Genomic DNA, 11,867 nt, shown 5'->3' on the forward strand with positions numbered 1-11,867 from the left:
CCGCGTGGTGCGGATCGAGCGCGACGGCCTCGTCGGCGAACCGCCCGGCATCCTCGGCACGGCCCTCGCCGGCGAGGAGCCGCGCGAGGAGGACGAGCACTCCGGCTCGCTCGCTCGCGGGTGCGACGACGGCGGCACGGCGGAGCAGCGGAGCGAGCGCTCCCGCCACGCCGGGGTCACCGCTCCGCGCCGACCGCAGCACGCGATCCGCACCGCGGCCGCGCTGCACGGCCACGATGAGCGCGGCCAGGCCCGCTGGCCGGACGTCGGGATCGGGACTGTCGAGAGCTCGCCGGACGAGGTCGTCGACACCGTGCAGCAGGACGTCTGGCAGTTCGGCCCGCGGGTGGCGGTCGAGGAGGCGATCGACCGCGGCGGCCACCGCTCGCGAGTCGTCCCGGTCACAGGCCTCGCGACCGGCATCGCGGCCGGACGACGGGAGCACGGCGACACGGAGGGCGAGGCCGGGGAGCCCGCGCGCACGCTCCTCGAGGGCGGCGACGAGACCCTCGCACGACTCCGGACCCGCCTCGCCGGGATGCACCAGCGCGAGTGCTCGCTGCACCCGCCCGAACCGGCCGAGCGCACCGAGGCAGGCCCGCGCGACGAGGGACGGATCAGCTCCCGTCAGTTCGAAGCGGAGCGAGCCGCTCGGCGCTCCGGAGCGGAACGGGACGAGCACGAGAGTCGCCTCCGACCTGTCCTGTCGGGACCCGTGAACGGCAGGGAGCAGCGCGGCGTCGTCGGGCGGAGCCGGCACGCGCGAGGCGGGAGTGAGACGGAGGAGGAGCGCTGAGGAGGTCATGCCGCGATCCTGCCGACCACTGCACTCGCCGGGATCGACGCTCTCCCGTGATCATCAGAAGGATCCCGGGATCGACGCCTGTGGAGGGAGAGGTCGCGGCCGACACCGGATCACCGGCGCGCGGAGCACGCCCTCCGACCAGGGGTCCCTCCACAGGACCCGAGCCGCCGAGTTCTGCACCGGTGTCCGATTCCCGCCGGTCGGTCCGGAGTCCCGCGGATACTCTCGACGCATGAGAACGACTCCCCTCCACGTCCGACGGACGACGAGCCCCCTCGGCCGCATCGAGGTGGGCAGCGACGGCGATGCGATCGTCTCGCTCGCCATCGAGCAGGCCGGCCTGCTCCCGCACGAGCACCTCGCGGAATCGGATCTCCCGGTGCTCCTGCGGGCCGTCGAGCAGCTGGACGAGTACTTCGACGGGACCCGCCGCTCGTTCGATCTGCCGGTCGCTCTGCGCGGCACGCCCTTCCAGCTCGAGGTCTGGCAGCGGCTCCAGGCTCTGAGGTTCGGGGAGATCACCTCCTACGGCGCACTGGGCGCGGCCGCCGGTCGCCCCCGAGCGGGCCGGCCGATCGGCGGGGCGGTCGGCGCGAACCCGGTGCCGATCATCGTGGGCTGCCATCGCGTGCTCGCGAGCGACGGACGGATCACCGGCTTCAGCGCGGGCGAGGGCGTCGCCACGAAGGCCTGGCTTCTCGATCACGAGGGGATCCCCCACCGATGAGCACGGCCGACGGGCTCGTCGAGGGAGAGGACGGCCTTCTCCGCTGCGCCTGGAGCGGCGCGGATGCGGAGTACCGCCGCTACCACGACGAGGAATGGGGCACCCCGCTGCACGGGGATCGCCGACTGTTCGAGAAGATCTCCCTCGAGGCGTTCCAGTCCGGCCTCTCCTGGATCACGATCCTCCGCAAGCGGCCGCGGTTCCGCGAGGTCTTCGACGGCTTCGATCCGGCACTGGTCGCACGGTACGACGACGCCGATGTCGAGCGGCTGATGGAGGACAGCGGCATCATCCGGAACCGGGCGAAGATCATCGCCACCCGGGACAACGCCCGGGCCGTGCTCGCGCTCCTCGAGCAGGGCGGAGAGGGCGCGCTCGACAGGCTCGTGTGGTCCTTCCACGATCCGGACGACGAGGATCGGGTGGTCCGAGCCGCCGACGTCCCGGCGACGACGCTCGCGTCGACGGCGCTCGCGCGAGCGCTGAAGGCCGCCGGGCTCCGCTTCGTCGGACCGACCACCGCCTATGCCCTGATGCAGTCGGCCGGAGTCGTCGACGACCACCTCACCGGCTGCTGGCGCCGACGCTGACGCCTACGACTCCGGCACGACGAGGTCGAGCTCTCCCGTCTCCCGGTTCTCGGCGAGCAGGAACCCGCGCCCGGCTGCCCACGCCGAGAGCTCGCCGAGCGACTCCGTCGCCACCCGGTCCTCGGCCAGGGCCCTGACGAAGCGGCCCTTGCCCTGCTTGTTGAAGTGGTTCAGCGACCGGAGAGCACCGTCGGCTCCGCGCGAGCGGACACGGACGAAGAACCGCCCCTCGCCCGCAGGTACCGGTCCGAGCGCCGCGTACGCCTCGCTCCGCAGATCCAGGACGAGCCCGTCCAGCGCGCTCAGCACCCGCCCGGCCTCCGCCGCCCACCAGCGCTTGAGCGGCATCCCCGGGACGCGGGAATCGTGCGAGAGCCGGTACGCGGGGATCGAGTCCAGCGCCCGGATCGGCCCCCAGAGCGCGGACTGCACGATCGCCGTCCGGCCGAGCGTCTCCCGAGCACCGGAATCGAGGCTGCGCGCGTCGAGCGCATCGAAGAGCACCCCGTCGAAGCGGTCGACCGCGGGGAGGCCGACCGCCGTCGCGAGGGCGGCGTTGCGATCGATCTCGCCGAGCTGGCGCGGACCGAGCTTCAGCGCCCGCGCCGAGAGCTCGCGGTCTCCGGCCAGGGCGATCAGCGCCTCCGCCAGCTCGCGCCGCTTCGCATGGAGCTCGGGGAAGGCGAGCGACTCGAGCACGAACGGCTCGTCGCCTCCGTCCCGCTTCGTCTCGGACGGTGGGAGCAGGACGTGCACAGGACTCCTTCGGACAAGAGGGGAGGACGGCACGACGGAGGGGCCGGACGATCGCGATGATCGTCCGGCCCCTCCGTGCCGCGGTGGGCGGCGGTGTACTAGACCAGCGAGGCCTGACGGGCGACCACGGTCACCACGTCGTTCTCGACGGACAGGAAGCCGTCGTCCGCCTGAGCGGTGAGACGCGTGCCGTCCAGGGCCGTGACGCGCACCTCGCCGGTGGCGAGGATCGCGAGCATCGGCTCGTGGCCGGCGAGGATGCCGATCTCGCCCTCGACGGTGCGAGCCGTGAGCTGCTTCGCCTCTCCGGACCACACCTCGGCGTTCGCGGACACGACGCTGACCTTCAGGGTCCCGGCCATGATCAGCCGTTCTCCTTCTGGATCTGGGTCCACTTCTCCTCGACGTCCGAGATCGAGCCGACGTTGAAGAACGCCTGCTCGGCCACGTGGTCGAACTCGCCCTTGGTGATCGCGTCGAACGACTCGATCGTGTCCTTCAGCGGGACGGTCGAACCCTCGACACCGGTGAACTTCTTCGCCATGTAGGTGTTCTGCGAGAGGAACTGCTGGATCCGGCGCGCACGCGACACCGTGATCTTGTCCTCCTCCGACAGCTCGTCGACACCGAGGATCGCGATGATCTCCTGCAGCTCCTTGTTCTTCTGCAGGATCTGCTTCACGTTCGTCGCCACGCGGTAGTGGTCGGCGCCCAGGTAGCGGGGGTCGAGGATGCGCGAGGTGGACGTGAGCGGGTCGACGGCCGGGTAGAGACCCTTCGACGCGATCTCGCGGGAGAGCTCGGTGGTCGCGTCGAGGTGGGCGAAGGTGGTCGCCGGCGCCGGGTCGGTGTAGTCGTCGGCGGGCACGTAGATCGCCTGCAGCGAGGTGATCGAGTGTCCGCGCGTCGAAGTGATGCGCTCCTGGAGCACACCCATCTCGTCGGCGAGGTTCGGCTGGTAGCCCACCGCGGAGGGCATGCGGCCCAGGAGGGTCGACACCTCCGAGCCGGCCTGCGTGAAGCGGAAGATGTTGTCGATGAAGAGCAGCACGTCCTGCTTCTGCACATCGCGGAAGTACTCCGCCATGGTCAGCGCCGACAGGGCGACGCGCAGACGCGTTCCCGGCGGCTCGTCCATCTGGCCGAAGACGAGCGCGGTCTTGTCGAAGACGCCCGCCTCCTCCATCTCGGCGATGAGGTCGTTGCCCTCACGAGTGCGCTCGCCGACGCCGGCGAACACGGACACTCCACCGTGGTCCTGCGCGACGCGCTGGATCATCTCCTGGATGAGGACGGTCTTGCCGACGCCCGCGCCGCCGAACAGGCCGATCTTGCCGCCCTGCACGTACGGGGTCAGCAGGTCGATGACCTTGATGCCGGTCTCGAACAGCTCGGTCTTGGACTCGAGCTGGTCGAACGCCGGCGGCTTGCGGTGGATGGGCCAGCGCTCGGTGATCTCGAACGACTCGCCGTTGATCTTCCCGTCGGCGTCGGCGTTGAGGACCTCGCCGATCACGTTGAAGACCTTGCCCTTGGTCACGTCGCCGACCGGCACCGAGATCGGCAGGCCGGTGTCGTGGACCTCCTGGCCGCGGACGAGTCCGTCGGTGGGGTTCAGGGAGATGGCGCGGACGAGGTCGTCGCCCAGGTGCTGCGCGACCTCGAAGGTCAGCTTGCTCGAGACGCCCTCGACCTCGACGTGCGTGTAGAGCGCGTTGTAGACCTCGGGGATCGCGTCGTGGGGGAACTCGATGTCAACGACGGGGCCGGTGACGCGGGCGATGCGGCCGATGGCCCCGCCCGACGTCCCGGTCGCCGCCTCAGGTGCGGTCAGTGTCATTGCTACTTCCTTCTGTGGTCTCACCGCTCCCGGAGGGCGGAGTCGAAACTGTGTGGAGCGGAGCCCTCTTACTTGGAGGAGGACAGGGCGTCGGCGCCGCCGACGATCTCGGCGATCTGCTGCGTGATCTCGGTCTGGCGGGCGTTGTTGGCGAGACGCGTGTAGGTCTTGATCAGCGTGTCCGCGTTGTCGCTCGCCGACTTCATGGCCTTCTGGCGCGCCGCGTGCTCCGAGGCCGCCGACTGCAGCATCGCGTTGAAGATGCGGCTCTCGACGTACACGGGCAGGAGGCGGTCGAGGACCGTCTCGGGGTCGGGCTCGAACTCGTAGAGCGGGTACAGCTCGCTGTTCTGCTCCTCGGCGCCCTCGACGACCTCGAGCGGCAGCAGCCGGACGACGGTCGGCTGCTGGGTGACCATGCTGACGAAGCGGTTGTAGACGAGGTGGATCTCATCCACGCCGCCCTCCTCGTCATCGAGGTTGTACGACTCGACGACCGCGTCCGCGATCTCCTTCGCCGTCTCGAACACGGGCTGGTCGGTGCCGCCCGTCCAGACGCGGACGCTGGCCCGCTTCCGGAACGAGAAGTACGCGTTCGCCTTGCGGCCGACCAGGTAGAAGACGACCTCCTTGCCCTCGCTGCGCAGCAGCGCGGCCAGCTCCTCGGCCTCCTTGAGCACGCTCGAGGAGAAGGCGCCGGCGAGGCCGCGATCGGAGGTGAAGATGACGATCGCGGCCGTGTCCAGCTTCTCGCGCTCGGTCGTGAGCGGGTGCTCCACGTTCGAGTAGGTCGCGACAGCGGACACGGCGCGCGTGATCGCGTTCGAGTACGGCGCCGCGGCAGCGACGCGGTTCTGCGCCTTCTGGATGCGCGAGGCCGAGATCAGCTCCATGGCCCGAGTGATCTTCTTGGTCGTCTGGGCCGAGCGGATCTTCGACCGGTAGACCCGGAGTTGCGCTCCCATGTGTCTCCTGTTGTCCTAAAAGTGGCGAATCGTCGGGGTGCCGCTGGTCAGCGACGGCCCTTGACGATCTTCTCCTGGCCGACCTCGTCGGCCGCGATGGCCTGGTGCTCCTCGCGCCCGACCGAGGCGAGCGGCTTGCCCTCACCGGTCTGGAACTCGAGCTTGAAGCCGTCGACGGCACGGTTGAGCTCGGCGACGGTGTCGTCGGAGAGCACGTTGGTGTCGCGGAGGGTGTTCAGCACCTGGGTGTTGCGGCCCAGGTAGTCCAGGAGCTCGCGCTCGAAGCGCAGCACGTCGGGGACCGGGACCTCGTCGAGCTTGCCGTTCGTTCCGGCCCAGATCGAGACGACCTGCTCCTCGACGGGGTACGGCGAGTACTGCGGCTGCTTGAGCAGCTCGGTGAGGCGGGCACCGCGGGCGAGCTGGCGGCGCGACGCGGCGTCGAGGTCGGAGGCGAACATCGCGAAGGCCTCGAGCGAGCGGTACTGCGCCAGCTCGAGCTTCAGCGTGCCGGAGACCTTCTTGATCGACTTGACCTGCGCGTCGCCGCCGACCCGCGAGACCGAGATGCCCACGTCGACCGCGGGACGCTGGTTGGCGTTGAAGAGGTCGGACTGGAGGAAGATCTGGCCGTCGGTGATCGAGATCACGTTGGTCGGGATGTAGGCCGAGACGTCGTTCGCCTTGGTCTCGATGATCGGGAGACCGGTCATCGAGCCGGCGCCGAGCTCGTCGGACAGCTTCGCGCAGCGCTCCAGAAGACGGGAGTGCAGGTAGAAGACGTCACCGGGGTACGCCTCGCGTCCCGGCGGGCGGCGCAGGAGGAGCGACACGGCGCGGTAGGCCTCGGCCTGCTTCGACAGGTCGTCGAAGATGATCAGGACGTGCTTGCCGCCGTACATCCAGTGCTGGCCGATGGCCGAGCCGGTGTAGGGGGCGAGGTACTTGAAGCCGGCGGGGTCGGAGGCGGGGGACGCGACGATGGTCGTGTACTCCATCGCTCCGGCGTCCTCGAGCGCGCCCTTCACCGAGGCGATGGTCGAGCCCTTCTGGCCGATGGCGACGTAGATGCAGCGGACCTGCTTGTTGGTGTCGCCCGACTCCCAGTTGGCCTTCTGGTTGATGATCGTGTCGATCGCGATGGCCGTCTTGCCGGTCTGGCGGTCGCCGATGATGAGCTGGCGCTGGCCGCGGCCGACCGGGATCATCGCGTCGATGGCCTTGATGCCGGTCTGCAGCGGCTCGTGGACCGACTTGCGCGACATGACGCCGGGAGCCTGGAGCTCGAGGGCGCGGCGGCCCTCGGAGGCGATCTCGCCGAGTCCGTCGATCGGGTTGCCGAGCGGGTCGACGACGCGACCGAGGTAGCCGTCGCCGACGGGGACCGAGAGGACCTCGCCGGTGCGGGTGACCTCCATGCCCTCCTCGATGCCGGAGAACTCGCCGAGGACGACGACGCCGATCTCGTTCTCGTCGAGGTTCTGGGCCAGGCCCAGGACGCCGTTGGAGAAGCGGATGAGCTCGTTGGCCATGACGCCGGGGAGGCCCTCGACGTGGGCGATGCCGTCGGCGGCGTCGATGACGTAGCCGACCTCGGTGGTGGAGGCCTTGCCCGGCTCGTACGACGAGACGAAGTCCTTCAGCGCGTCGCGGATCTCATCCGGGCTGATGGTGATATCTGCCATGGGAATTCCTATTCGTTGGGTCCGTGCGAGCCGAAGAGGTCGTCGGGGCCTGACCTGGATGGTGCGGGGGTCGAGGGCAGTGCCCTCTGAGGATACGTGCGCCCGTCAGGACGCGAGCTGGAGCTTCAGGTCGGACAGCCGTGCGGAGACGGTTCCGTCGATGACCTCGTCGCCGACGTGCAGGCGCATCCCACCCAGGAGGGAGGGATCGACCACGACGTTGACGGAGACCGGTCGGCTGTACTGGCGCGTGAGCGCCGAGCGGAGCCGGTCGAGCTGCTCGGGAGCGATCGGTGCGGCGACCGAGACCGTGGCGAGGATGAATCCGCCCTGGTCGGCCACCACGCCGGCGGCGAAGCGGACGAGCTCCGGGATGCGGCGACCGCGCGGGTGCGCGATCAGCTGCCGGAGGATCGCCAGCGTCTCGGCCGCGGCCTTGCCCTCGAGGAGGCGCTGCACGAGCGCGACCTTCGAGTCGGCGGCGGCGAGCTTGCTGCCGAGCGCGAGCTCGAGCTGGGCGTCGGAGGCGACGACCTCGCCGAAGGAGTGGAGCTCCTTCTCGAGGCTGACGCCCTCCGGAGCGGAGGACGCGATCGCGCGGACCCCGACCTCCTCGACCCCGGCGACCATGTCGCTCGGGCTCGACCAGCGGTGACCGACGATCACGGTGAGCAGGCGCTTGGCCGGCTCGCCGAAGGGACCGAACACGCGGGCGACGAGAGCCTGCTTGCTGCTCGAGTCGGCGCTCGGGTCGGCGAGGGCCGCGCGCAGCTGCGCCTGGCCGTCGATGACCCGAGCCGCCTCGAAGAGCTGCTGGGCCGTGTCGAGGGACGCCTGACCGTCGAGGGCGGAGAGCTCCGCCTTCGCCGATGCGAGTGCCTGCCTGGACGCGCTGCCCATCAGTTGTTCGCCTTCTCCGAGGCCTCGAGGTCGGCGAGGAAGCGGTCCACGATCGCGGACGCCTTCGCGTCGTCGTTGAGGCTCTCGCCGATCACGCCGGAGGCGAGGTCGATGGCGAGGGTTCCGACTTCGGAGCGGAGCGAGACGACGGCGGCCTGACGGTCCGCCTCGATCTGGGCGTGCGCGTTGTGGAGGATGCGCTCGGCCTCGGCCTGCGCCTGCTCCTTCTTCGCCGCCACGATCGCGTTGCCGTCGGCGTTCGCCTTCTCACGGATCACTCCGGCCTCGGCGCGCGCCTCGGCCAGCTGGGCGGTGTACTTCTCGAGGGCCGCCTCGGCCTGCCGCTGGGCCTCGTCGGCCTTCGCGATGTTCCCCTCGATCGCAGCGGACCGCGCATCGAGCATCTTCTGCAGGCGCGGCAGGACCAGCCTCCAGAAGAAGAACAGCAGGATGAGGAAGATCACCCCCGACCAGAAGAAGTCGTAGAACTCCGGGATCAGAATGACCGCGGGGACGTCACCTTCTTCCGCAGCGATGTTCACAGCGGTGCTGAGCACGACTAGACCGCGAAGATGAAGTAGGTGGCGAGGCCGATGAGCGCGAGCACCTCGGTGAACGCGATGCCGAGGAACATCGTGGTCTGGAGGCGGCCGGCCATCTCGGGCTGGCGCGCCATGGCCTCGACGGTCTTGCCCGCGACGATGCCGACACCGATGCCGGGGCCGATCGCTGCGAGGCCGTAACCGACCGTCGCGATGTTGCCGGTGAGTTCGGCGAGAACGGTGACTGAGTCCACGAGTGGGTCCTTTCAGTGGGGTGATCGTGAGAACGGGCGGGAGCCCGTGAGTAGTGGGGTCAGTGCTCCTCGGCGACGGCCAACTGGATGTAGACCGCAGCGAGGAGGGTGAAGATGTAGGCCTGCAGCACGGCGACGAGGAGCTCGAAGAGCGTGAACGCACCGCCGAAGGCGAAGGTCACGACGCCGAAGAGCTTGAAGCCCGGGTCGATCTGGGAGCTGAAGAGGAAGAACTGCGTGGCCGAGAAGCACAGCACCAGCAGGAGGTGGCCGACGATCATGTTCATCACGAGCCGCAGCGCGAGCGAGAGCGGACGGATGATGAACGTCTGCAGCAGCTCGATCGGCGTGAGGATGAAGTAGATCAGGAACGGCGCTCCGGGCGGGAAGAGGGCGTTCTTGAAGAAGCCCATCCCCCGGTCCTTGATGCCCGCGTAGATGAACGTCACGTAGGCGACCAGGCCGAGGAAGAGCGGCATGCCCACCACGGACGTCCCGGCGATGTTCAGGAACGGGACGATGCCGGTCAGGTTCATCGAGATGATCGCGAAGAAGATCGTGACGAGGATCGGGAGGAACCGGCGCGCGTCCTTCTCGCCGAGGATGTCCTTGGCGATGGTGACGCGGACGAAGTCGAACGCGAGCTCGACGACGTTCTGGAAGCGGCCGGGGACGAGGCGCAGCTTGCGCGTCCCGAGCCAGAAGAACAGCATCAGTGCGATGACCGCGATGAAGCGGACCAGCATGACGCGGTTGATCTCGAAAGGGGTTCCCTCGAAGAGGAAACCGGGCGGGAAGAACTCGGAGATCGACGGGGTGTGGAAGTCACTCTCACCGGTCGAGGACGAGACCAACAGGGTCACAGCGTTAGCAAACAGCGCTAGCTCCTGGAATTCGGGGCGTGGCACGTTGCAGCCGACCGAATCGAATCATTCGGACGCAACGCTCTCGCGACGACGAAAGGTGGGTTTTCCGCTCGGACGGCGATCGTGCTCGACGACCGCCATCAACGATGAGACGATCTGAGGACACGTTCGCCTGCGGGATTCGTCCCTACTGTAGCAACAGAACGGCCTGAGAGCCGAATCGTGGTCCTCTCAGGAACCGTTCGGCTCGTCCTCATCGAGCGATGTCGCTGACGTTCGGCATGCGCGAGCGCGAGACGACGAGGACGTCGATCACCAGGGACCCGAGGACGGCGACGATGATCGTGACGAACATCGCCGTGCTGTTCAACCACGGCTGATCGCGCAGCACCAGAGCGGCGATCACGAACAGCACGAACTTGGCGAGCCACGTGCCGAGGACGACCGCGAAGAACCCGCCGATGTCGAGGCGGTTGGCGACGAGGATGCTCGCGGCGGTGAGGAGCACCATCGCACCGCCGACGATCGCGCCGAGGAGGGCGCCGATCGCGCCCTCTCCCCCGGCCGCGATCCCGCCGACGACGGTGCCGAGAACGGCCAGGGCGAGCACGAAGAGGCCGCCCACGACCAGCGCGCGGCGCAGGACGGGGACGGACGCGGGCTGCGGACGGGGGGTGGCCGGGGAGGCTCCGGTCATGATGCTTCCTTCCGCGCCGTGGTCGGCGCTGTCGTGTCCCGGTCGATCGGGAGTCCGGCCGGCGGACGGAGCAGCTCCGTCGAGGACGCGCGGTCGAGGGGGTCGAGCACGGGTGAGGCCTCCGCGGACTGCGCCGCCGCCTCGAGCCGCTTGCGGCGGCTGAGCGGGGCGAGCGTGACGACGGTGCAGACCAGCAGTCCGACTCCGAGGAAGACGAGCGGGACCCACAGCACGTCGACCACGAACATCAGCAGGCAGCTGACGGCGACGACGGCGGTCCACGCGTAGAAGATCAGCACGGCGTGCAGGTGGGAGTGCCCCATGTCGAGCAGGCGGTGGTGCAGGTGCTTCCGGTCGGCGCTGAACGGTGACTTGCCCGCGCGCAGACGCCGGATCACGGCCAGGCCGAAGTCCATCAGCGGCACCACGAGGATCGCGAACGGCAGGATGATCGGGATGAACGCGGGCAGGAGCTCCTTCGCCGCGAGCTGGGCCGGGTCGATCTGGCCGGTGACGGCGATCGCGGAGGTGGCCATCAGCATCCCGATCAGCAGTGCGCCGCTGTCGCCCATGAACATCCGCGCCGGACGCCAGTTGATGGGGAGGAATCCGGCGCAGGCGCCGACCAGCAGGACCGCGATGAGCGAGGCCAGGTTGAAGTAGTCGGTGGGCGAGGTCTGCTGTACCAGCAGGTAGCTGTAGAGGAAGAAGACTCCGTTGGCGATCAGGGCGACGCCCGCCACGAGGCCGTCCAGGCCGTCGATGAAGTTCAGGGCGTTGGTGACCAGGACGATCGCGAGCACGGTGATGATCAGCGACATCCACGGCGAGCCGACGGTCAGGCCGCCGATCGGCAGGGAGACGATCTGCACGCCCTTCCAGGCGATCAGGCCCGCGGCGATCAGCTGACCGGCCAGCTTCGTGGTCCAGTCCAGATCCCAGATGTCGTCGGCGACGCCGATGAGCACGATGAGCAGGCTCGCGCCGAGGATCGCGAGGATCGGCTCGGGATTGGCGAACACCAGCCGGAAGTAGGGCAGCTGGGAGGCGATGCCGAAGCCGACGAGGATCCCGAGGAACATCGCGATGCCGCCCAGGCGGGGGGTCGGCCGCGTGTGCATGTCCCTGACGCGGATCTTCGGGTAGAGCCGGTACTTCAGGCTCAGCTTCCAGATGACCCACGAGAGCGCTCCGGTCACGAGCGCGACCGCGAGCGAGACGAGGGCGAAGGTGATCACCG

General features: G+C 69.0%; 14 protein-coding genes. 3 read left to right on the plus strand and 11 right to left on the minus strand.

Annotated elements, in window-relative coordinates:
- Nucleotides 1-4: 4 nt before the first annotated feature.
- The 3 genes from C5D44_RS03405 (at nucleotide 5) to C5D44_RS03415 (ending at nucleotide 2,122) form a co-directional block, all read left to right on the plus strand.
- Nucleotides 5-796: a hypothetical protein gene (locus C5D44_RS03405; RefSeq protein WP_104280848.1), complete on the plus strand. Its 792-nt coding sequence runs from the start codon at nucleotides 5-7 to the stop codon at nucleotides 794-796.
- Nucleotides 797-1,037: 241 nt separating this feature from the next.
- Complete coding sequence (locus tag C5D44_RS03410) at nucleotides 1,038-1,532, plus strand: methylated-DNA--[protein]-cysteine S-methyltransferase (protein WP_104277126.1); 495 nt, start codon at nucleotides 1,038-1,040, stop codon at nucleotides 1,530-1,532.
- A complete protein-coding gene (locus tag C5D44_RS03415) occupies nucleotides 1,529-2,122 on the plus strand; it encodes a DNA-3-methyladenine glycosylase I (protein ID WP_104280849.1) in 594 nt (197 codons plus the stop codon). Before C5D44_RS03410 ends, C5D44_RS03415 begins: the two co-directional genes overlap by 4 nt.
- Before the next feature lie 3 nt (nucleotides 2,123-2,125).
- On the opposite strand, the gene C5D44_RS03420 is transcribed toward C5D44_RS03415, so the two are convergent.
- The 11 genes from C5D44_RS03420 to C5D44_RS03470 form a co-directional block, all read right to left on the minus strand.
- Nucleotides 2,126-2,878, minus strand: coding sequence for a YaaA family protein (locus C5D44_RS03420; RefSeq protein ID WP_104277124.1), 753 nt, complete (start codon nucleotides 2,876-2,878; stop codon nucleotides 2,126-2,128).
- Nucleotides 2,879-2,976: 98 nt separating this feature from the next.
- Nucleotides 2,977-3,240: a F0F1 ATP synthase subunit epsilon gene (locus C5D44_RS03425; RefSeq protein ID WP_104223026.1), complete on the minus strand. Its 264-nt coding sequence runs from the start codon at nucleotides 3,238-3,240 to the stop codon at nucleotides 2,977-2,979.
- A 2-nt stretch (nucleotides 3,241-3,242) separates the two neighbouring features.
- Nucleotides 3,243-4,718 carry a F0F1 ATP synthase subunit beta gene (gene atpD / locus C5D44_RS03430; RefSeq protein WP_104277123.1) on the minus strand — a complete coding sequence of 492 codons (1,476 nt, stop codon included), beginning with the start codon at nucleotides 4,716-4,718 and terminating at the stop codon, nucleotides 3,243-3,245.
- A gap of 68 nt (nucleotides 4,719-4,786) precedes the next feature.
- Nucleotides 4,787-5,683 (minus strand): F0F1 ATP synthase subunit gamma, encoded by an 897-nt coding sequence (locus tag C5D44_RS03435; RefSeq protein ID WP_104223024.1) that lies wholly within the window; start codon nucleotides 5,681-5,683, stop codon nucleotides 4,787-4,789.
- Between the two features lie 47 nt (nucleotides 5,684-5,730).
- Nucleotides 5,731-7,368 (minus strand): F0F1 ATP synthase subunit alpha, encoded by a 1,638-nt coding sequence (atpA, locus tag C5D44_RS03440; protein ID WP_104223023.1) that lies wholly within the window; start codon nucleotides 7,366-7,368, stop codon nucleotides 5,731-5,733.
- A 105-nt stretch (nucleotides 7,369-7,473) separates the two neighbouring features.
- Nucleotides 7,474-8,268: a F0F1 ATP synthase subunit delta gene (locus C5D44_RS03445; protein WP_104280850.1), complete on the minus strand. Its 795-nt coding sequence runs from the start codon at nucleotides 8,266-8,268 to the stop codon at nucleotides 7,474-7,476.
- Nucleotides 8,268-8,825: a F0F1 ATP synthase subunit B gene (locus C5D44_RS03450; protein WP_104277121.1), complete on the minus strand. Its 558-nt coding sequence runs from the start codon at nucleotides 8,823-8,825 to the stop codon at nucleotides 8,268-8,270. The genes C5D44_RS03445 and C5D44_RS03450 overlap by 1 nt, the downstream gene beginning before the upstream one ends.
- Nucleotides 8,826-8,827: 2 nt before the next feature.
- Nucleotides 8,828-9,064 carry an ATP synthase F0 subunit C gene (locus tag C5D44_RS03455; protein WP_104277120.1) on the minus strand — a complete coding sequence of 79 codons (237 nt, stop codon included), beginning with the start codon at nucleotides 9,062-9,064 and terminating at the stop codon, nucleotides 8,828-8,830.
- 59 nt (nucleotides 9,065-9,123) lie between these two features.
- Nucleotides 9,124-9,927: a F0F1 ATP synthase subunit A gene (gene atpB / locus C5D44_RS03460; protein WP_068254016.1), complete on the minus strand. Its 804-nt coding sequence runs from the start codon at nucleotides 9,925-9,927 to the stop codon at nucleotides 9,124-9,126.
- A gap of 256 nt (nucleotides 9,928-10,183) precedes the next feature.
- Nucleotides 10,184-10,627: a hypothetical protein gene (locus C5D44_RS03465; RefSeq protein ID WP_104277119.1), complete on the minus strand. Its 444-nt coding sequence runs from the start codon at nucleotides 10,625-10,627 to the stop codon at nucleotides 10,184-10,186.
- The gene (locus C5D44_RS03470; RefSeq protein WP_181065442.1) at nucleotides 10,624-11,865 is read right to left on the minus strand and encodes an MraY family glycosyltransferase; all 1,242 of its coding nucleotides are present in this window, start codon (nucleotides 11,863-11,865) and stop codon (nucleotides 10,624-10,626) included. Before C5D44_RS03470 ends, C5D44_RS03465 begins: the two co-directional genes overlap by 4 nt.
- Nucleotides 11,866-11,867 lie beyond the last annotated feature (2 nt).

Origin of the sequence: Rathayibacter sp. AY1B5 (assembly GCF_002932795.1) — a bacterium.
Classification (GTDB): Bacteria; Actinomycetota; Actinomycetes; order Actinomycetales; family Microbacteriaceae; genus Rathayibacter.